This is a genomic window from Sphingomonas gei (genome assembly GCF_004792685.1).
Lineage (GTDB): Bacteria > Pseudomonadota > Alphaproteobacteria > Sphingomonadales > Sphingomonadaceae > Sphingomonas > Sphingomonas gei.
This window is the reverse complement of sequence record NZ_SRXT01000001.1, coordinates 122673-143439: the sequence shown is the minus strand read 5'-3', so window position 1 is coordinate 143439 and position 20767 is coordinate 122673. Positions and strand designations below refer to the sequence as shown.

The following is a 20767-nucleotide window of genomic DNA, read 5'->3' as shown; positions in this document are numbered from 1 at the left end:
GCACGCATTTTAGGGTTTGCAATCCGCCCAAGCTTTGCTAACCGCGCCCCTCCAAACGCGGCGGCGCACTCACCAAGAGCGCCGGCAACGCCCCGGAATGGACGCATAGCTCAGTTGGTAGAGCAGCTGACTCTTAATCAGCGGGTCCTTGGTTCGAGCCCAAGTGCGTCCACCACCTTCCTTCATATCTTCCGCGCGCGCAGGAATGGTTCGATCACGGTCGCCATCAGATCGTAGCCCTGCTCGGTCGGGTGGACACCGTCATTTGCGAGGCCCGGCCTCATCGCGCCGTTCGCGTCGGCCAGCACCGGCCAATAATCGATCCACGTCGCGCCCGCGGTCTTCGCATAGCGCTTGAGCCAGGCGTTGATCGCGCGGATCGGTTTGACCGTCTCGACCCCCGGGCGCCACGGGAAGCGATCCGCGGGCGGGACCGAGGCGAGCAGCACCTCGATGCGATTGGCCTGGGCGATCGCAATCATCATGCGGAAATTGTCGAAAGTCTGCGCGAGCGTCATCGGGCCGGTATTGCCGGCAACGTCGTTGGTCGCGGCCATGATGTGGAGGTAGCGCGGCTTGAGCGCGACGACGTCGGCCATCATCCGCAGCACCATTTGCGGCGTGGTCTGACCGCTGATCCCGCGGCCGACCCGGCCCGGCTTGAAGAAGCCCGGGCGCTGGCGACGCCATCCCTCGGTGATCGAATCGCCCATGAAGACGATGTTGGTCTTCGTTCCCGCAGCGAGCAGCGCGCGATTTTCGTCGGCATAGCGGCCGAGCCACGGCCAGTCGTCGCGCAACTGGCGCTGGCGCTTGTCCTCACCGCTTTGCTGCACCTTGGCATGGGCGACGAGCGGAAGCGCGAGCGCGCCTGCGAGGAAGCCGCGGCGGACGATACGGGACATGTGCTCTCCTGTCTCCAGCGGTCGGGCACCCGCCCGCATTGCGAGCGAGCTTAACGGCCGCAACAAAGCTGGCAAGCTCGCGCCGCGGCTGCCGTTCTTACGAGGGAGCCCGGAATGGGTGCGGCTCCGGGCTCGGGTTCGGACAGCGATCCGCGCCCCTGTTTCGACCCGCGGGCGAGATATCTCGCCCGCGGGTCAATAGTTGCTCGCACTCGCACCCGATATTCGACTATTAGCACCGCGATTCAACTGTTTTGCCAGTGGGGGGAAACAGTCGGACAGGAGTAACGAGTGTGAAATTGCGAGCCACTTTGGGTCGATCCTTCCAGCTGGGGACCGCTTTCGTCGGTGCCGTGGGGCTGGTGAGCGCGCCCGGCTTCGCGCAGCAGCAGATGCCACCGGCCGCCCCCATCGTCCAGGCAGTGCCGCCCGTCGTGCCGCCGATGCCGCTGCCGACACTCAGCGCCAGCCAGACCGCCCAACTCGGCCAGATGCTCGCCGATGCCGGCTTCGCGCACGGGCTGCGCCATGACGGCAGCGCGCAGGCGCGGCTCGACGGCAGCGACACCGTGGTCCGCGCCGCGCTCGATTATGCCCGCGCGGTGCATTCGGGGCGGCTCGACGCGAGCGATTTCCAGCAGGATTGGGGGCTCCGCCCCGCGGCCTACGACCCCGTCCCCGCTTTTGCCGACGCGGTGAAGCGCGATCGTATCGCGGCATGGTTCCGTTCGCTGCCGCCGCCTTATGCCGGCTATGACGGTTTGCAAAAGGGCCTGGTCAATTATCGGAAAATCGAAGCGGCGGGCGGCTGGACCGCAATCGCCGCCGGGCCCGACATGACCGTCGGCGCGAGCGGCCCGCGTGTCGCGGCGCTGCGCAAGCGGCTCGCGGTCGAGGATAGCGACGTCGTCGCGACAGGCGCCAAGTTCGACCAGGAGCTGAAGGACGCCGTAATCCGCGCGCAGCGGCGCTACGGGCTCAACCCGACCGGGTTGGTCTCCACCGGCACGGTTGGGGCGCTCAACGTTCCCGCCGCAGACCGCGTGCGCCAGATCATGGCGAACATGGAGCGCTGGCGCTGGCTGCCACAGGAGCTCCCCGCCAAGCGCATCCAGGTCAACATCGCCGCGGCGGTGCTGACCGTGTTCGAAGGCGACGCGCCGATCGCTTCGATGAAGGCAGTGACAGGCCGCCCGGGCAACGAGACGCCGATGCTTCAGTCGCGGATCCACTCGATCGTGCTCAACCCACCATGGAACGTCCCCGCCGGGATCGCCGCCAAGGAGCTGTTCCCCAAGGGCGCGGCCTATCTGGCGCGCAACAACTACAAGATCATCGGCACCGGCGCCGGGCGCCGCATCCAGCAGCAGCCCGGCCCGAAGAGCGCGCTCGGGCTCTACAAGTTCGATTTCGACAATCCCTACGCCGTCTATCTCCACGACACTCCGGCGCAGGCGAAGTTCGCCAGCTTCGACCGGCTCGACAGCCATGGCTGCGTGCGGCTCGAAAAGCCGGGTCCGCTTGCGCAATTGCTTCTGCGCAACGATCCCGCGTGGCAGCCCGAACAGATCGACGAGGCATTGGCCAAGGCCAAGACGCTGCGCGTCCAGCTCCAGCCGCAGGACCAGGTCCATGTCTATCTGCTCTACTGGACCGCGTTCGCCAGCGCGAACGGCGCGATGAACTTCCGCGGCGACCCCTATGGCTGGGACAAGACGCTCGCGGCGAAGATCGAAAGGCGCTCGGCGATCACCGCCGTCGCCGCACGTTGAAAGGGGACATTCCGATGAATCTCAAGCGTATCGCACTGCTCGCTTCCGCCGCCGGCGCGCTGGCGCTCGGCGGCTGCGGCGGCCGGGACGAGCCCAAGGCGCCGAATAATGCCGAGGACATGACCCCGATCGAGACCGAGAACAGCACGGTCGAAACTACGGTGCCGACCGAAGCCCCGGCCGCGCCGCGGATCGACAATGTCACCAGCGAGGCGCCCCCCGAAGCCGCACCGCCGTCGCTCAGCGCCGACGAGCAGACGCAGGACGATGCCGACGCGACGGGCATGACCGCGCGGGTCTCGCGCGACGAAGGCGGCAACGAGGGCCAGCCGGCGAACTAGGCTCCGGGCGGATCGAGAGACTCCAGTGTTTCCCTCTCCCCTGAAACGGAAGGGGGTTGCGCAGACTTAAGGTCATACATCAAGTGGAAGCCGCTCGCGATCAAGGTGAGGGCGATGCGCCGCCGTGCGCGCATCTTGTGCGCGAAGGTCACACCAGGGTCACACTATCGCGCATGTCCAGCGACGAACGGGCGGTGGCGGAACTCATAAAGGGTCCGGCCCAGACGTATCTTGTGTTCCGGTCGGGATCGACAGTGGCAAAGAGCGGCCGCCGAGCGGCAGCGCATCGATCTCAGCAGAGGAAATCCTACATTACAAGGGGTCAGCCCCAGTCGCCAACCGTACAAGCGAAGAGGGAAGCGGCACCGCTCGCAGCGAACTTGTCGTATCTGCTCGCGTCCTAACCCTTAGGTGGAAAACCTGTTCAAGCATTTGATTTCTCTGGAAGATTTATCTCCTGCCTAGGCCTCGCCGGCCGGGCAATAGCTTTGGAGGAAGTCGGCGTGGCGGGGCATGGTCTGCACCGCCGCGGCGACATTGTCGCGAACCCCGGCGAGCGCCTGCCGCAGTTCGTCCTGCGGCATCATCCGCGCGAGCTGGTGATAGCCGCGCGGGGTGAGCCCCTGGCCGAGCAAAACCTGCACCCAACTGTCGACGCGGAACAGATCGTCCGCCGCCTGATAGGCGTGCGCGGCCTCGCCGAACAGAGCTAGCCGTTCGGCGAGGGTGTCGGGGATCGTCATGTCGCGGCAGCGCTGCCAGAACGGCTCGTCGCGGCTGTTCAGGTGATAGTGGAGGATGATGAAGTCGCGGATGCGCTCCATCTCGTGGCGCGCCTGCGCGTTGAAGCGTTCGGCCTGCGCGGCGCCGACGCCCGAAAAGGGGAAGGACTGGATCAGCTTGGCCACGGCAACCTGGATGAGGTGGATGCTGGTCGATTCGAGCGGTTCGATGAAGCCGCTCGACAGCCCGAGTGCGATGCAGTTCTTGTCCCACACTTTGCGCCGCTGTCCGGTCTTGTAGCGGATCAGCCGGGGTTCGGTGAGCACTTCGCCTTCGACGGCGTCGAGCAATTGCTGGCGCGCTTCGTCGGGCGAGAGGAAATCGCTGCAGAAGACGATGCCGTTGCCGACGCGGTGCTGGAGCGGGATCTTCCAGCGCCACCCCGCCTGGTGCGCGATCGCGCGCGTGTAGGGTACGGCAGGCTCGGTCGCGCGAGTCTGCACCGCGAAGGCGCTGTCGGTGCTGATCCAGTGGGTCCAGTCGTCGAACCCGGCACCGAGCGCCTGCTCGATCAGCAGCGCGCGAAAACCGGTGCAGTCCAGGAAGAGATCGCCTTCGATCCGCGTGCCCGATTCGAGCACGAGCGCCGTGAGGAAGCCGCTTTCCGGATCCTGCTCGACTTGCGCGATCTTGCCTTCGACGCGGCGCACCCCTGCGGCCTCGCTCAGCCGGCGCAGGAAGCGCGCATAGAGCGTCGCGTCGAGATGATAGGCATGTTGAACCGTGGCGTCGGGGCCGGTTGCGAAACGCCCCGCCGCCGCCGCCTTGAGTTCGAGGCAATAATCGCCGAGTTCGCCGCCGAAACCCTTGTCGCGCGCTTCGAGCCAGAAATGGTGGAAGTCGGCCATCCAGGTCGACGGACGCCCGATCTGGCCGAAGGAGTGGAAGTAATGCGAGCCCTCGCCGCTCCAGTTTTCGAACGAGATGCCCAGTTTGAAGCTCGCTTGCGTCTCGCGCATGAAGATCGCTTCGTCGATGGTGAGCAATTGGTGAAAGCGGCGTGAAGTCGGGATCGTAGACTCCCCCACTCCCACCGTGCCGATTTCGTCGGATTCGACGAGCGTGATGTCCAGCATCGGCCCCAGCTGCTTGACCAACGCCGCCGCAGCGACCCAGCCGGCAGTGCCGCCGCCGGCAATCACGACGCGCTTCACGATCTGCTCGCTCATCGATTCAGCCTGTTCAGGAGTTGCGCGCGGAGCCGCCGCGCCTTGATTTCGTCGATCGGCGCCAGATTGCCGCGGACATGCTCGGGCAAATGCGCGCCGGCGCGATCGGCGGGGCCGAAGATGTAATAATCGAACAGCGCCTTCCACCCGGCCTTCTCGTGCTCGGGGCGATCACGCAGGCTGAGCATCGCGTGGAGCAGGGTGTTCTGCGGCGTGTCGATGAAGCGGGGCGACGTGTTCCACCAATAGTTGATCATGGCGTTGAACGGATCGAGCGCCTCGACCTGATGCCACCACAAAGCGGGGTAGATCAGCGCGTCGCCCGGTTCCATCTCGGCGACTTCGCCGGCGGCAAGTGCCTCGGTGAAGCCGGGATGGCGAGCCAGATCGGGGACGTCGAAATCGACCATCGAGATGACTTGGCCGGCGGGGGTCAGGTCGAACGGGCCGGGATAGAGATTGGCAGCCTGATCGGGTGGGAAGAGCGTGAACCGCCGATGCCCGACCAAGGTTACGGCAATGTTGTTCGACATGTCGTAATGCGTGGACGCAGTGGTCCGGTTCCCGATCCAGATGCTGACCAGCGGCGGATGCGCCGCGAGCTGCGGATCGCCGAAGGGCAACACGGCCTGGGCACGAAGTCCCGGCAAATAAAGGTCGATATCGGTGGAGCCGATATAGATTGCCTGCGCATCCGGGTCATCAAGGCTGGTTAGAAGCTGATCGAGATAGCCCGACAGCGACCCGCTCTCCCGGGCAAAATTGAGCGCAGTACAATCCTGGGTATATCCGAACCGGCCGCCAATCGCCGGTTCGCCGACATAGGCAGTGACGGGACGACCGCCATCGAATTGCTTCAGCCAGGCGATTGCCGTCTCCGCACTGTCCAGCCCGGCAGCGACCAGGGGCAGGTCGCGCGCGATTCCGCGCAGGATCGCAGGGCGGCCATCGGCGATCAGATCGGCCACCGGCACGCTGCGTGCGTCCGTCCCCTCGATCACGCGCGTGCGGCGGGTGATGGCCGGCATCGCGATCAGCCGGTTGCGCCCGACAGCGCTTGCTTGCGGCCGATCAGCTGCTGCACGTTGCCGAGCGAGGCCGCGGCGAGAATGGCGAGCCGCAAGATGCCCGAGCGGTGCAGCCGCTCCAACGGTTCGCCAGTTACTGCGGCGAGCCGTTCGACATCCACCACGAACACGTCGGGCACGGTGAAGCGGGAATCGTCGCTCACGTCGATGGTGAGGGTGACCGGCGTAAGCAGCCCGGCGTCATCGAGCGCGGCATAAGCGGCCGGCGCGCTTTCCATCTCCTGATACAGCAGCCGCAGCACGCCGGAGATGAGGTTTAGATAGGGTGCGTTGCCGCCATGCTCGAGGAAGAGCGGCAGGCCCTCGCCGTCCCCCACGCGCGGATCGTCCATGTCGAGATGAATCATCGGTTCCCCGGCCGCCGCGTCCGTGGAGTCCCGCGCTATGCCGATGGAGAAAGGACCGCGCCGATGCGTCGCCGGCACATAGCGGCTCGTCCAACGGTCACCGGACAGGAACAGGTTCTCGTCGCGGTCCAGCCCCAGCAATGCGTATGCCTGAAGCCCGGTCTCGCGGCGCCGGAAAATGATTGCGAATTCGCGCTGCAGTTCCTCGAACTCGGCGGGAAACACCAACGCCTGATTGGCGGCGTTGCCGAATTCGGCGCCGGCCCTGGGGCTGACGCGCAGATCTGCATGGTCGATATTGTTGATCTGTACGGGGTTCATCCGCTCCGGTCCTGTTTCTGCTCAGGTCTAGCAGCGCGATAGCGGCCGACAAAAGAAAAAGGCCGCTGCACATCGCGGCGGCCTTCCTCCCTTTTCCGGGAGTGGACCCAGGCCCACTCCCGAATTCGCTCAGAAGCGGAAACGCGCACCGAGGTAGAAGCGTGGCTTGAGCTCCTGGACATAGACCAAATTGGTCTTGGTGCGGGCATATTGACGGAACGACTCGCTCGTCAGGTTGATCGCCTCGAGCGACAGCGAGATGTTGTCGGTGATGTCGTAGCTGATGTTCGCATCCAGCGTACCGAACTTGTCGGTGAACAGCGGATTGCGGTTACCGCCCTGGTTCGTTCCCGACAGATACTTGTCGCGCCAGTTGTACGAGACGCGGGCCGAAAGACCGTTCTTGTCGTAGATCCCGGTCAAGTTGGCACTGTCGCCCAGACCCGTAAGCGCGAAGATATTGACGTTCGGGTCGGCATACGGGTCGACATTCACGTCGCCGTCGACCTTTGTGTACGACGCCGCGAAGCCGAAGCCGGTCTGCCCGAAGAAGTGAGTCCATGCGACTTCGAAGCCGTGGATATTGCCTTCACGGTTGTTGACTGGACCGCTGATCGCGAAGTTGAACAGCGGATCCTGCGCATTGCCGACGACATCCACAGCGGCCAGCAGAGTATTCACGAACAGCGTATCGAGTGCACCCGGCTTCTCGTTGCCGTAATTGGCCTGGAAGGTCGCCGCCGCGGCTGCCTGGTTTCCGCCATTCTGCACCAGCAGCGCAGTATAAGAGAACAGGTTGATGTCGCTGCGATCGTACCCGTTGGCCGTGATGAAGTCGAGAGCGGCGCCCGATCGCGATCCCGCAGTCCCGGCGCTCGGGTCACGCAGTCCGAACAAATTGCCGTTGGTGACCTGGGTACCGATGAAGTTGCGCACGTTCTTGTTGAAGAACCCGATCGAGACGAAGCTCGAAGGCTTGTAGTACCACTCCAGCGACACGTCGAAATTGTCCGACTCCAGCGGCAACAGCCCCGGATCCTGCCGGGTCGCCGGCGCGGCTGCCGCACCGAGCGCGGTCGGTCGGTTTGGCCCGTTCACGCCCACCGATGCGAACAGATTGCCATAGTCGGCACGGGCCAGCGTGCGGCTGAACGATGCACGCGCAACCACGTTGTCGAGCACTTCGATGTTGAAGTCGAGCGACGGCAGCAAGTTATCATATTTGGCCTTCACCGAGATCGCGTCGCCGGGAGGCCCGCCATCGACGAAGAAGTCGTTGTCGGCGGCCCAGCGGATCTGGGCCGGCACCGACTGGACGCCGATCGAATTGACCCTGGTCTGCTCGTAGCGGACGCCGATCAGCGCGTTTGCGCGGCGCCCACCGATTTCGCCGCCCCACGCCATCTGGCCGAAGACCGCCCAGGTCTTCTCGCCGACGGTGTCGTCCGAAGGCGGGCTCGCAGTGATCGCATGGCCGCGGGCAGTATAATAAGGTTCGAAGATGTTGAGCAGATCGACTGCATTCGCGCGGAAAGCGACCAGCGACGACCCCGCCGAGGCCGGATCATATTTGTCGAACTTGCAAGTCATGCAGTAGGTTTTGACGACATCGCCGGCCAGCTGGTTGACCAGCCCGGTGTCGGTGATTCCCCAGTCGCCCAGCAGCTGGGTGGTGTTGACGGTGGTCGACCGCATCCGTGCGTCGACATAGTCGCCGCCGAAGCTGAAGCGGCTTCCCTCGCCCAGGTCCCAGGCGAATTCCGCACTATACTGGTTGATCCGCGATTCCTGCTCGGAGGTGATCACGCGGGCGACCTGAGTGCCCAGATCGCCGATATCGAGCTGGTTATTGCAGTTGCCGCCACGCGCGGTGCAGTCGTTTATCGTCTCCGACTGCTGCGGGAAGCCGCTCGTGAAGTCGACGCGGTGCGTCGCACGGACGGGTGCACCGATCGAAATCGTCGTCGCCGACGATCCGTTCGGATTGTCCGGGTCGGTCTTCGACTTCGAATGATTGGCGTCGAGGGTCAGCGAGATGTTGTCGGTGAAATTCCATTTGATGTTGCCGCCGATCGAATACAATTCGGTGTCGGTGGCGAAACGCTGCTGCTCATATCCCTTGTCCGCCTGGACGGCCTCGGCAAGGATGACCGCGCTCTGCATCCGATCATTGTCGTCGAAGGTGACGTCGGTGAACGGACGCTGGAACCAGTTGGTCTGCTCGCTGCGCTCGTCGCTCAGCTTGTTCCGGGCATAGAGGCCGTCGACGGTGATCTCGAGGCTCTCCGTCGGCTTGAACTGGACGACCGCTTGGCCGTTCAGGCGCTCGCGGCGATTTTCGGAGAATTGATAGCGGCTGTCGTTCGGGATCTGAACATAGGGCGTTGTCGGGCGGTTGGTGATGTTTGTGCCCGCATTGATGTACGGACCGGCGGGATTGAGGAAGTCCGCGAGCGGCACGATATTCCAGTAGTTCGGGTTCGACTGGATCGAAGTCGATTCGCGCAACTGGTAGCTGCCGAATACGGTGATGCCGAAGTTTCCGGCGTCGTTTTTCCAGTTGATGAGGCCGGACACTTCGGGCGTGATCTTGCTCAGATCGCCCTCGGCATCCTGGACCGTTGTATCATAGAGCGCCTTGGCGCCGATCGAGCCCGACAGGCCGTCCTCGCGGGCGTCGAGCGGCCGGCGGGTGACGACGTTGATCGACGCGCCGATACCGCCCGACGGAATGTTCGCGCGGCCGGTCTTGTAGACCTCCAGCGTGGCGACGCCTTCCGACGCGAGATTTTGGAAGTCGAACGAGCGGCCGGTGCCACGCGCGAACGCGTTGCCGGTGCTCGTGTCGATGCTGGTGGACGGGAGCTGGCGGCCGTTCAGCGTCACCAAGTTGAAGCCGCCGCTGAATCCTCGGACCGCGACTTGCGAACCTTCACCATTGGCGCGGGTGATCGATACGCCGGTGATGCGCTGCAGCGATTCGGCGAGGTTCGTGTCGGGGAACTTGCCGATGTCTTCGGCGGAGATCGCGTCGACAACGCCGGCGGAGTTGCGCTTGATCGCGATCGCCTGATCCAGCGACGCGCGGATGCCGGTGACGACAACGTCTTCCGCGGCAGGGTCTTCCTGTGATCCGGCGGTGGTCGCCTGAGTATCGCCCGACGCAGCTGCGTCCTGCGCGAACGCCACCGCCGGCATCAGGAAGCTCGCTGCGATGGCGAGAGCGGAAGCCGAGCGCGCGAGCGCGGGCGAAAGCCTAATGGTGTTCATCTGTCCCCTCCTTGTCGGCGCGTCCCGCGCGCCGCATGGTTTTTTATCTGAGTCGGCGTGGTCGCCTCTCGATGTTAACGCTACCAAATTGTCTTACGTTGTCAACTGGTCGGAAGAGGTTTCCGCCAGAGCCGGAAGAGCGAAAGATTTTGATTACTTGCCAGTCACTTACTCGGCCGACCCAAACGAGGAGCGCGCGAAACTTTTCGTCTGCGACAAAAATAGCACAGCGCTTATGATCGTGGCAGCCGGCCCTGCATCTACTTGGTGACGGGGTATGCGGAGGCGCTCCCCGCTAATCGGCCCTTGCCCAGTCTGACTGGCAGAGACGTAACCGACCGCGCCGCGAGCCCCTCAAGCCTTGCGCGCAACGTAAAGACGACCGAAGCTGGCTCGACAGCGGGTTCCATCTTATGGCACAGTATATCACGCAATGAGACGAGCAGCTTCCACCCTCGATTACCGTGAGCTTGCCCGCCGGCGGCTTCCGCATTTCCTGTTCGAATATATCGACGGCGGCTCCTATGCCGAAGTGACGCTCAAGCGGAACGTCGATGATCTCGCTGCGATCGCGCTGCGCCAGCGGATCCTGCGGGACGTTTCGTCGCTCGATCTTTCTACCACCTTGTTCGGACAGCGCCTGAAAATGCCGGTTGCACTGGCGCCGATCGGACTTGCAGGAATGAACGCACGGCGCGGCGAAGTGCAGGCGGCGCGCGCGGCGGAGAAAGCGGGGATTCCGTTCTGCCTTTCCACCGTCTCCGCGTGCCCGCTGAGCGAAGTGGCACGCGGCACCAACGCGCCCTTCTGGTTCCAGCTCTACATGATCCGCGACCGCGGCTTCATGCGCGAATTGCTCGACCAGGCGGTCGGCGCGGGGTGCAACGCTCTGGTGTTCACGGTCGACATGCCCGTCCCCGGATCGCGCTACCGCGACTATCGCTCGGGGCTGGCCGGGGCGAGCGGCATGTCCGGCGGCCTGCGCCGGATGTGGCAGGCCGTGAAGCGTCCGGGCTGGGCATGGGATGTCGGGGTGCACGGACGCCCGCACCAGCTCGGCAATGTCGCGCCGGTGCTCGGCAAGAATAGCGGGCTCGAGGATTTCTTTGCCTGGATGCGCAATAATTTCGACCCGACGGTTAGCTGGCGCGACTTGGACTTCATTCGCGAGCGCTGGAACGGGCCGCTGATCATCAAGGGCATCCTCGATCCCGAAGACGCACACGCCGCGGCCGAGATCGGTGCCGACGGCATCGTGGTCTCCAATCATGGCGGGCGCCAGCTCGACGGCGTGCCGTCGACCGCGCAGGCGCTGCCTGCTATCGCCGAAGCGGTGGGCGAGCGGCTGACCGTGCTCGCCGATGGCGGGGTCCGCTCGGGACTCGACGTGGTGCGGATGCTCGCATTGGGCGCGAAGGGCGTGCTGCTCGGCCGCGCCTGGGCTTTTGCGCTCGCCGCGCGTGGCGAAGCGGGCGTCAGCCACATGCTCCAATTGGTCGAGGCCGAGATGCACGTCGCGATGGCGCTGACCGGCTGCACGAGCATCGAAAAGATCACCCGAGACGCGCTGGTGGAACCGGTTACCGTTGAGCCGAACTGCAAAGAACGGGTGCAAAGCCCGGTATTTAGGGGATAGAGGATGGATCGACCGGAAGGACCCGCCGTCGGGCGGCGCGACGTGATCGGCGGATTGGCGGCAGGCACCGCGCTTGCCGCGGCGCTCGATGCAGGCCCTGCCCTCGCGGCCGACAAGCGCAAGCGCTATGTCGCGGTCGGCGTCGGCAGCCGCAATCGCATGTACCAGCAGGCATTGTGGGGTCCGCACAAGGCGCATGGCGAGTTGGTCGCCGCCTGCGATACCAATCCCGGTCGCCTCGATTATGTCGCCCAGCAGGCCAGCAAGGCGGGTGCCCGGCCGCCCAAGCCCTATCTCGCTGTGGACTTCGACAAGATGTTGCGCGAGCAGAAGCCCGACGCCGTGATCGTCACGACCCCCGACGCCTTCCACAACGATTATATCATCCGCGCGCTCGACGCCGGCGTCGACGTCATCACCGAGAAGCCGATGACGACCACCGCCGAGAAGGCGCAGCTGATCCTCGACGCGGTCAAGCGCAGCGGCCGGCACATCCGCGTGACGTTCAACTATCGCTATTCGCCGTTCCGCAGCCAGGTGAAGGAGCTGCTGATGTCGGGAGTGATCGGCGACGTGCTGTCGGTCGATTTCCACTGGCTGCTCAACACCGTTCACGGCGCCGATTATTTCCGCCGCTGGCATTCGAACAAGGCGATCTCGGGCGGGCTGATGGTGCACAAGGCGACGCACCATTTCGACTTGGTCAACTGGTGGCTGTCGGACATGCCGGTGAGCGTCAACGCCACCGGAAAACGCGAATTCTACACGCCGGAAATGGCGCGCCGCTTCGGACTGCAGGGCCCGCACCAACGCTGCCACACCTGCCCCGAGAAGGACAAATGCACCTTCTTCCTCGACCTCGCGGCCGATCCCGGGCTCAAGGCGCTCTATCTCGATGCCGAGAAATATGACGGCTATTTCCGCGACCAATGCGTGTGGCGACCCGAGATCAGCATCGAGGACACGATGAACGTGATCGTCGGCTATGCCGGCGGGACGACGCTCAGCTACAGCCTCAACGCGTTCAATGCCTGGGAAGGCTATACCGTCGCGTTCAACGGCACCAAGGGCAGGCTCGAGCATAGCGTGGTCGAGCAGGGCGCGACGGCGGGCGCGATCAACGAGCGCGACGAGGATAGGATCAAAACCCGGATCATCCCGATGCGCGGCGAAGCGCAGGATATCAAGCCCGACACCGGCGCGGGATCGCATGGCGGCGGCGACGCCGTGATGCTTGCCGACATCTTCGATCCGAACGCGCCGAAGGACCCGCTGATGCGGGCGGCCGACGAGCGCGGCGGCGCGGCATCGTGCCTGATCGGGATCGCGGCGGACAAATGCTTCGAGACCGGGCAGCCGGTGCGGATCGAAAGCCTCGTGACCGGGCTCGACTGGCCGACGCTTCCGAAGATGCCGGGGCACAAGGATCGCGTGCCGATGCCGATGCGGTTGCAGCACGGTTAGGTAAATTGTCCTGCATCTCGTCATCCCCGCGAAAGCGGGGACCCATCTCCGGCGCCGGCCTCAAAGACCACCGTGGTATTCGCGGACGCTGCAAGAGATGGAGCCCCGCTTTCGCGGGGGTGACGGGCTGGTTTTTGGTGGCGCTCCTCCCCTCCCCCACATTCGCGCAGCCGATCGACCGGCATGCTTTGGTCAGCCGCCACAACGTGGAGCTCACCCGCATCGACCCGCACGCGCCGCTGATGGTCGGCAACGGCAATCTCGGCTTCACCGCCGACATCACCGGGCTGCAGACCTTTCCCGAGCAATATTCGCCGATCGCGCCGCTGCTGACGATGGCGCAATGGGCGTGGCACAGCTTCCCCAACCCTAACGGCCATAGCGAGCGCGACGGGCTGGCGATGGTGCCGGTGCCCGGTCGCGGCGAGCAGCCCTATCCATGGATCCGCGACTGGGCCGAGATCGACAAGCGGCCCGGGCTGCAATGGCTGCGCGAAAACCCGCATCGCTTCTCGCTCGGCCGGATCGGGCTGGCGCTGCTCCGGCGCGATGGCACGCAGCCGAAGTTCGGCGACCTGACGGCGACTCGCCAGCGGCTCGATTTGTGGTCGGGATCGCTCACCAGCAGCTTCGTGTTCGACGGCCAGCCGGTGAGCGTCGAGACGCGCGTCCACCCCACCCGCGACATGGTGATGGTGTCGATCCGATCGCCGCTGGTCGCACAGGGCCGGATCGGAGTGGATGTGCGCTATCCGGGGGTTTCCGCGAAGCTCAATCCGGATCCCTCGGACTGGGCGCATGACGATACCCACCGCACCCGCATCCTGACACAGGCCCCGGGGCGCGTGGTGGCGGAGCGCACGCTGGACGACATGCGCTATTTCTCGGCGATCGGGGCACCGGGCGGTGCGATCACGCGCGCCGGGCCCCATGGCTTCCGCGTGCTGCGTCGGGACGGCGATCGGCTCGACGTGACGGTGAGCTTCGATCGGAGCCGCCGGCAACCCGGCACGCCCGATTCGGCGGCAGTCGCGCAGCATTGGCGCCAATACTGGACCCGCGGCGGCGCCGTCGACTTCGCCGGCAGCACCGATCCGCGCGCCGGCGAGCTCGAACGCCGCGTCGTGCTGTCGCAATATCTCGCGGCGATCAACCAAGCCGGCGAATATCCGCCGCAGGAGGAAGGCCTGTTCTCGAACAGCTGGAACGGGAAGTTTCACCTCGAAATGCTGATCTTCCATTCCGGGCACTGGGCAAGCTGGGGCCGCCGGGAGATTCTCGAACGCAGTCTCGTTTGGTATCTGCGAGCGCTGCCTTATGCGCAGCAAGTCGCCCGCCGGCACCGCGTCAAGGGCGCGTGGTGGAGCAAGATGACCGGGCCGAACGGCTGGAACAGCCCGAGTACGGTCAATCCGTTCATCATGTGGCAGCAGCCACATCCGATCTACTTCGCAGAGCTCGTCTACCGCGCGGGTGGCGGGCGCGTGACGCTCAAACGCTATGGCGAGATGGTGGAGCAGACCGCGGAGATGCTTGCGAGCTGGCCGCGCCGTGACGGCCAGCGCTACCTACTCGGGCCGCCGATCATTCCGGCGCAGGAGAATCATCCGCCGCTCACCACGATCAACCCGGCGTTCGAACTTGAATATTATCGCTGGGCGCTCGGCACGGCGCAGATCTGGCGTGAGCGGCGCGGGCTGGCCCGCAATGTGGAATGGGATCGCGTGATTGCAGGACTCGCGCCACCGCCCGAAAGCGAAGGTCTGTACCTTCCAGTCGAGAGCGAACCCGATTTCTGGCGGACTAGCACTTCACCCGAGTGCAGCCGCCACGCAACGCCACCGCGCTGCCTGAACCGCGACCACCCGTCGTTCCTTATGGCGTATGGACTGATCCCGGGGCGCCGGGTCGATCCGGCGGCGATGCGCAGCACCCTTGCCGCTACCGAAGCGCATTGGGACCTGCGCCAGACCTGGGGCTGGGACTTTCCGGTGATCGCGATGACCGCAGCGCGGCTGGGCGATCGCGAGAGTGCAGTCGATTGGCTGTTCCGCGATCTGCCCAATAATCGCTGGGGCGTCAGCGGGATGACTCCGCGCGTCCATCTTGAGGAGGAAAGGCAGCTGGTCGGTCCTGCGGCGGGCGCTGCCGGGCCCGGACCCGACGGGCCCGGTTACGCGCGTGCCGCCGAGACCTATTTTCCGTCGAACGGCGCGCTTCTGCTCGCGATAGGCATGATGGCGCAAGGGTGGGACGGGTCGTCGGGACCCGCGCCCGGATTTCCAACGCGAGGATGGAAGGTTCGCGCTGAGGAAATCGCGCCGCTCCCCTGAACTGTCTCGCCATCGTGTTTTTGCGTACTGGCCGCGCGACCTATTCAGGAGTATGAAGGTGATGCTCCGCAGGGTTACCCCTAAGGGGTGCGGCCGGGCGGCGTTTAACTCCCTTTTCCGCCGTCCGGTCGTCCATTCTGCGCCAGCCGATAAACGCGCCGCGCATTGGCGCCGAAAACGCCTGCGTGATCCTCGACAGGAACGAGCATGCGTGCTCTTTCCAGCCAATCGTCGTAGCTTGCGGCGAGCGTCAGCACAGGCCAGTCGCTCCCCCAGATCAGCCTTTCGGGTCCGAAAGTTCGCCAGACGACGTCGAAAACGGCATCGAGCGGAGCGGTTTCGGTCATTAGCCCCGACAGCTTGGCATGGACGTTGGGATAACGAGCGATCGACTCGATCGCGTGGATCCACGAGTCGAACCCGTCCGCCTGCGGCTTGGCAGCGTGATCGATCACGATCGTCAGCGCGGGATGCCGCTGCGCCAGCCAGGCGAGAGAAGCGAGGTGGCGTGGCTGGATCAGCGCCTCGAGCACAAGGCCGTGCTCCGCCAGGATCGCCAATGCGGTGTCGTCGGCCCGATCGTACCAGTCGTCCGCCTGATCCTGCACCATCGGGCGCAAGCCGCGCAGGCGTGCATGGGCTGCCAAAACCGCTACGTGCTCCGGCGCGTCGGGTGCCGCGAGATCGGCCCAGCCGATGACGCCAGCAATCAGCGGGTCGGTGAGGCCGAGCAACCAATCCGTGTCGGCGGCGTCGGGCTGGCTCTGGACCAGCAATACGCCGTCGATGGCGGAATCTGCCGTTTCACGATAGTCGGTCAGGTCGAAATCGCGGTAGAGGGTCGGAAGGTCGGCATCGGGCCAAGCGCAGCCATTGCGGCCGATTTGCCAGACATGGACGTGCGCGTCGATCAAGCCGGCCGCGCCCTTGCCTGCAACGCGAACGCCAGCACCACCAGGAAGCTGGCGGCGGGCACCAGCATCGCCCACAGGATCGAGCCGCTCGTGTCCGAAACAAAGCCCATCAGCGCAGTCAGCACCGCGCCGCCGATGATCGCCATCACCAGCAGCGCCGCGGCGGACTTGGTGCGTGCGCCCAGCCCGGCGACCGACTCGGCGAAGATCGTCGGATACATGATCGACATGAAGAAGCTCGTCGCGACCAATGCGGCGATGCCGGGGCCGCCGCCGACGAGCGCGGCGACGACGCAGAGCAGCGCCGCGATACCAGCGAAGCTCGCCAGCAGCGGCAGCGCTGCGATCCGACCCATCAGCGCGGCGCCCGCGAAGCGCCCGGCCATGAACAAGGCCAGCGACAGCGTGAGCCAGCCCGCGGCCTGGTGCTCACCCGTCCCCGGCAACGCGACCTGAGCGTAGCGGATCAGATAGCTCCACACCCCGACCTGCGCGCCGACATAGAAGAATTGCGTTACCACGCCGAACATCAGGCGCCGTTCGCCCAGCAATGCGCGGAAATCGTCGAACGCACCCACGCCCTCGTCCATGTCGCGTTCGGTCGCCACTGCGGGGAAGCGCACGATTCGGATCAGCACCGCCCAGCCGACCACGACGAGCGCAATCAGCAGATAGGGTAATTGTACAGACGCCGCCTCGTCCGCGCGCCAGAGTGCGAGCGCTGCAGGGTTCATTGCCGCGAGCTGCGCCGGCGAAACCGACACGCCCGAGAGGATGAACTGGCTGCCGAGCACGACGCCGGTCATCGAACCGAGCGGATTGAACGCCTGGGCGAGGTTGAGGCGCCGCGACGCGGTCTCCTCGGGTCCCAGGCGCGCGATCAGCGGGTTTGCCGAGGTCTCGAGGAAGGCGAGCCCGCCGGCGATCACGAACAACGCAGCCAGGAAGAACGGGTAGCTCTGTGCCCCGGCGGCGGGCCAGAACAGCAGCGCACCGATGCCGTAGAGCCCCAACCCCGCCAGCACCGCGGCGCGATAGCCATAAGCGCGCATGAACAGGGCTGCGGGGATCGCGAGGCAGAAATAGCCCAGATAGAAAGCCGACTGGACGAGGCCCGCCTGCAGGTCGCTCAAGGTAAACAGCTTCTTGAAGTGCGCGATCAGAACGTCGTTGAGGTTGTTGGCCACGCCCCACAGGAAGAACAAGGCGACGATCAGTACCACCGGCAGCAAGGCGGCCGATGACGCTCTGGCTTTCATGCGCATTCTTCCCCCGCCAAGCCCTTTGCGAGCCTTGCGCATATAAAAACATTTTCCACATGCGGATGCAACAATCTCGCCGCGCCTTCTGCCCCGCCCATCTTCATTCAGGGGCCGGCAACAGATACACGGTGCAGGCAGGAACGCCATCAGGGGGTGAAGTGAAGAAAGTCGCTGAAGACAAAAGCGAGATCGACTCGCGCTATCGGGCGCCGGCTCTGGAAAAGGGGCTCGACATCCTTGAGCTGCTCGCCACCGAGGCGCGACCGATGACCTTGACTGCGATCGTCAATCGGCTCGGGCGCTCGCATGGCGAACTGTTCCGCATGGTCCAGGTGCTCGAGTTTCGCGGTTTCATCGAACAGGATCCCTCGAACGAAGGCTATCGGCTGACCGACCGGCTCTTCTCTTTGGGTATGCAGCAGCCGCGCACGCGCGACCTCATAGAGGCTGCGCTGCCGGTGATGCGCCAGCTCGCATCGAGCGTCGGCCAATCATGCCACCTCGCCTTGCACACGCAGGGCGAGATGGTGGTGGTGGCGCGAATGGAATCGAGCGAGCAGCTCGGCTTCTCGGTGCGCGTCGGCTATCGCCGGCCGCTGCACCAGGCAGCGTCGGGAGTGATCCTCTATGCCTTCCAACCAGAGGATGTCCGACGGCGCTGGGAGAGCCTGCTCGACCCGCAGCTGCCCGAGGCCGAGCTGGCGGCGTTTCGCGTGCATGCCGACGAGATCCGCGAGCGCCAGGTCGAACTTACCCCGAGCAAGTTCGTCGCGGGGGTGACCGACGTTTCGGCGCCGGTGATGCGCGGCGGGATGGCCGCGGCGGCGCTGACGGTGCCGTACCTCAAGAAGCTCCAGCCCTCGATCTCCGCCAAGGAAACCGCGGAATTGGTCCGGTTCGCGGCCGCGCAGATCTCCGACCAGCTCGTCGAAGGCGACAGCCGGATCTAGACGGTCCAGCCGCCGTCGATCACCTGGACCTGCCCGGTGGTGAAACCGGATTCGTCCGAGCCGAGATAGAGCGCGAGTGCGGCGATCTCGGCGGCGGCGCCGAGCCGGCCCATCGGCTGGCGCGCGTTGAAGGCGCGCAGGGCATTCTCATAGTCCCCCGTGGCGCGCAGCCGCTGGTGGAGCGCCGGGGTGTCGACGGTGCCCGGGCAGATCGCGTTGCAGCGGATACCCTGCGCGACGAAGTCCGCGGCGACTGCCTTGGTGAGCCCGATTACTGCCGCCTTGGACGCGCAGTAGGCAAAGCGGTTGGGCACGCCGGTGATCGAGCTGGCGACCGACGCCATGTTGACGATCGAGCCCCCGCCATTGGCGAGCATCGCCGGGAGCGCGGCGCGGATCATCCGGTACATCGCCGTGACGTTGAGGTCGAACGAGGCCTGCCAGTCGGCCTCGCTGCAATCGAGGATCGTACCCGCGGCGACGATGCCGGCACAGTTGAACAAGATGTCGAGCGGCGGGGCTTCGGCAATCACTGCCTCCACCGCGGCGGCGTCGCAGATGTCGACTTGGCGGGTTGTGGAATCGTCGAACGTGGCAAGCGCGTCGGCGTCGCGATCCACTGCCCACACAGTCGCGCCTTCGCGGACGAACAATTCAGCCGTTGCACGGCCGATCCCATGCGCCGCACCGGTGATCAACGCCGTCTTGCCCGATAGCCTTCCAGTCATGTCGTACGAGTCTCCGAAGGTTCGACCGGCGCATCGGCGCGCAGCAATCCGAGATGTTTCAGTTCGGCCCAGAGCTGGGGGGGGATCGGCACCGAATGCCGGGCAAAGGTATCGGCGACTTCTCGCGCGCTCGCCAGGCCGGGCACGACGCTCACCACCGTGGGATGCGCGAGCACGAACTGGAGCGCGGCAGCGCCGAGCGCGACATTGTGGCGGGTGCAGACCGCCTCGATCTGCCGCGCCCGTTCGACGATCGGCGTCGGGGCTGCCCCATAGTCGTAATGCGCATCCGCCCGCGCGCCCTGCCCCGCCAAAATCCCGCTATTATACGGGCCGCCGACGACCACCCCCGTCCCCGATGCTGCGCAGCGCGGCAGCAGTGCATCGAGTGCGCCCTGTTCGAGCAGGGTATAGCGCCCGGCGAGCAGGATCAGGTCGAGCGGCCCGCGGTCGAGCAATTCGAGCGCGACTTCGCATTCGTTGACGCCGATGCCGAACGCAGTGATCGTGCCCTCGCCGCGCAGCCGCTCGAGCGCGCGGAGCCCGCCGGCGAGTTCGGCCATGCGATCGGCATGGGCCTCGCCATGCGTCAGCCGGCCGATATCGTGGACGAGCAGGATGTGGATACGGTCGACGCCGAGCCGCGCGAGGCTGGCTTCGTGCGAGCGCAGCACCCCGTCATAGGAATAATCGTAGACGGGCTCGTAAGGCTCGACCGAGCGATAGCCGTGGCGTTCCGGCGGCAGCGGACCGTCGACGCGATGGAGCAGCCGCCCGACCTTCGTCGAGACGACGACATGGGCCGCCGTACGCAGCCCAGCGCCGAGCCGTTTCTCGGCGAGGCCGAAGCCGTAATAAGGCGCGGTATCGGCATAGAGCGTGCCGCCGGCGAACGCGGCGCTTATCGTGGCGGCAGCGTCTTCGTCGGAGACGGTACGATAGAGATTGCCGAGCGGCGCGGTCCCCAGCCCGAGTTCGGGAAGCTCCAGATCGCAGCTCGGCAGGCGGCGTGTCCGGATCATCGCGTCTCGCCGAATGCGAAGATGCGCTGCATCGGCACCCATTTCTCGCCTGGCGCGGCATGCGGCAGTGCGCGCTGGTAGCGCCACATCAGCTGTTCCCAATCGTCGATTTCGGTGGGGGCATCGACCGCGCGGGGATAATCGTCGGCGACTTCGGCGATCATCATCATGCGATCGCCGGTTCGCCAGATCTCCATCGTCTCGACGCCCTGGGCGCGGAGATGATCGAGCACGACCGGCCAGACCGAGTCGGGCGCGTGGCGCGCTTCGTAATCGGCGATGAGCGTGGCATCGTCGACAAGGTCGAGCGCAAAGCAGTGCCGGCGTGCCATCCTGTTCCTTCTTCGCGGCCATTGTCATCGGCGCTGTGATCCTCACCGCGCTCTTAGCACAACGGGAAACTTGCACCATATTCAACTCGCACATATAAAAACGTAAATCATCTGCGAACATGCGGGTGAG

16 protein-coding genes and 1 tRNA gene are annotated in these 20767 nt (G+C 65.2%); 7 read left to right on the top strand and 10 right to left on the bottom strand.

All coding sequences use genetic code 11. The annotated features are described in order from the left end of the window. Positions 1-99: 99 nt before the first annotated feature. A tRNA-Lys gene (locus E5A73_RS00630) sits at positions 100-175 on the top strand. A gap of 7 nt (positions 176-182) precedes the next feature. On the opposite strand, the gene E5A73_RS00625 is transcribed toward E5A73_RS00630, so the two are convergent. Further along, positions 183-905 (bottom strand): GDSL-type esterase/lipase family protein, encoded by a 723-nt coding sequence (locus tag E5A73_RS00625; RefSeq protein ID WP_135961878.1) that lies wholly within the window; start codon positions 903-905, stop codon positions 183-185. A 293-nt stretch (positions 906-1198) separates the two neighbouring features. On the opposite strand from E5A73_RS00625, the gene E5A73_RS00620 reads away from it, so the two are divergent. Both E5A73_RS00620 and E5A73_RS00615 read left to right on the top strand, forming a co-directional pair. Beyond that, entirely contained in the window at positions 1199-2677 is a 1479-nt protein-coding gene (locus E5A73_RS00620) for a L,D-transpeptidase family protein (protein WP_476712827.1), read from the top strand. Positions 2678-2691: 14 nt separating this feature from the next. Further along, positions 2692-3018, top strand: coding sequence for a hypothetical protein (locus tag E5A73_RS00615; RefSeq protein WP_135961877.1), 327 nt, complete (start codon positions 2692-2694; stop codon positions 3016-3018). A gap of 461 nt (positions 3019-3479) precedes the next feature. Here E5A73_RS00615 and E5A73_RS00610 read toward each other — a convergent pair whose 3' ends face one another. The 4 genes from E5A73_RS00610 to E5A73_RS00595 all read right to left on the bottom strand — a co-directional run bounded on the left by E5A73_RS00610 (position 3480) and on the right by E5A73_RS00595 (position 9996). Then, entirely contained in the window at positions 3480-4970 is a 1491-nt protein-coding gene (locus E5A73_RS00610) for a tryptophan halogenase family protein (RefSeq protein WP_135961876.1), read from the bottom strand. Beyond that, the gene (locus E5A73_RS00605; protein ID WP_135961875.1) at positions 4967-5998 is read right to left on the bottom strand and encodes a cupin-like domain-containing protein; all 1032 of its coding nucleotides are present in this window, start codon (positions 5996-5998) and stop codon (positions 4967-4969) included. The genes E5A73_RS00610 and E5A73_RS00605 overlap by 4 nt, the downstream gene beginning before the upstream one ends. 5 nt (positions 5999-6003) lie before the next feature. Beyond that, a complete protein-coding gene (locus tag E5A73_RS00600) occupies positions 6004-6726 on the bottom strand; it encodes a SapC family protein (RefSeq protein ID WP_135961874.1) in 723 nt (240 codons plus the stop codon). A gap of 129 nt (positions 6727-6855) precedes the next feature. Next, positions 6856-9996, bottom strand: coding sequence for a TonB-dependent receptor (locus tag E5A73_RS00595; RefSeq protein ID WP_135961873.1), 3141 nt, complete (start codon positions 9994-9996; stop codon positions 6856-6858). 433 nt (positions 9997-10429) lie between these two features. Between E5A73_RS00595 and lldD the strand changes: the two genes are divergently transcribed. From lldD to E5A73_RS00580, 3 genes are all read left to right on the top strand, one after another. Further along, positions 10430-11632, top strand: coding sequence for an FMN-dependent L-lactate dehydrogenase LldD (lldD, locus tag E5A73_RS00590; RefSeq protein WP_135961872.1), 1203 nt, complete (start codon positions 10430-10432; stop codon positions 11630-11632). 3 nt (positions 11633-11635) lie between these two features. Further along, positions 11636-13096, top strand: coding sequence for a Gfo/Idh/MocA family protein (locus E5A73_RS00585; protein WP_135961871.1), 1461 nt, complete (start codon positions 11636-11638; stop codon positions 13094-13096). Between the two features lie 137 nt (positions 13097-13233). Then, the gene (locus E5A73_RS00580; protein WP_240699939.1) at positions 13234-15429 is read left to right on the top strand and encodes a hypothetical protein; all 2196 of its coding nucleotides are present in this window, start codon (positions 13234-13236) and stop codon (positions 15427-15429) included. Positions 15430-15533: 104 nt separating this feature from the next. Here E5A73_RS00580 and E5A73_RS00575 read toward each other — a convergent pair whose 3' ends face one another. Beyond that, a complete protein-coding gene (locus E5A73_RS00575; RefSeq protein ID WP_135961869.1) occupies positions 15534-16343 on the bottom strand; it encodes an amidohydrolase family protein in 810 nt (269 codons plus the stop codon). Next, complete coding sequence (fucP, locus tag E5A73_RS00570; RefSeq protein ID WP_206366346.1) at positions 16340-17602, bottom strand: L-fucose:H+ symporter permease; 1263 nt, start codon at positions 17600-17602, stop codon at positions 16340-16342. Before fucP ends, E5A73_RS00575 begins: the two co-directional genes overlap by 4 nt. A gap of 161 nt (positions 17603-17763) precedes the next feature. Here fucP and E5A73_RS00565 point away from each other — a divergent pair, with 161 nt between their 5' ends. Further along, complete coding sequence (locus tag E5A73_RS00565; RefSeq protein WP_240699938.1) at positions 17764-18555, top strand: IclR family transcriptional regulator; 792 nt, start codon at positions 17764-17766, stop codon at positions 18553-18555. Here E5A73_RS00565 and E5A73_RS00560 read toward each other — a convergent pair. From E5A73_RS00560 to E5A73_RS00550, 3 genes are read right to left on the bottom strand one after another with little or no spacing between them, the layout of a single operon-like run. Then, complete coding sequence (locus tag E5A73_RS00560) at positions 18552-19283, bottom strand: SDR family oxidoreductase (RefSeq protein ID WP_135961867.1); 732 nt, start codon at positions 19281-19283, stop codon at positions 18552-18554. The genes E5A73_RS00565 and E5A73_RS00560 overlap by 4 nt on opposite strands. Beyond that, positions 19280-20305, bottom strand: coding sequence for an aldo/keto reductase (locus E5A73_RS00555; RefSeq protein WP_135961866.1), 1026 nt, complete (start codon positions 20303-20305; stop codon positions 19280-19282). Before E5A73_RS00555 ends, E5A73_RS00560 begins: the two co-directional genes overlap by 4 nt. After that, the gene (locus E5A73_RS00550; protein WP_135961865.1) at positions 20302-20637 is read right to left on the bottom strand and encodes an L-rhamnose mutarotase; all 336 of its coding nucleotides are present in this window, start codon (positions 20635-20637) and stop codon (positions 20302-20304) included. Before E5A73_RS00550 ends, E5A73_RS00555 begins: the two co-directional genes overlap by 4 nt. Positions 20638-20767: the final 130 nt, after the last annotated feature.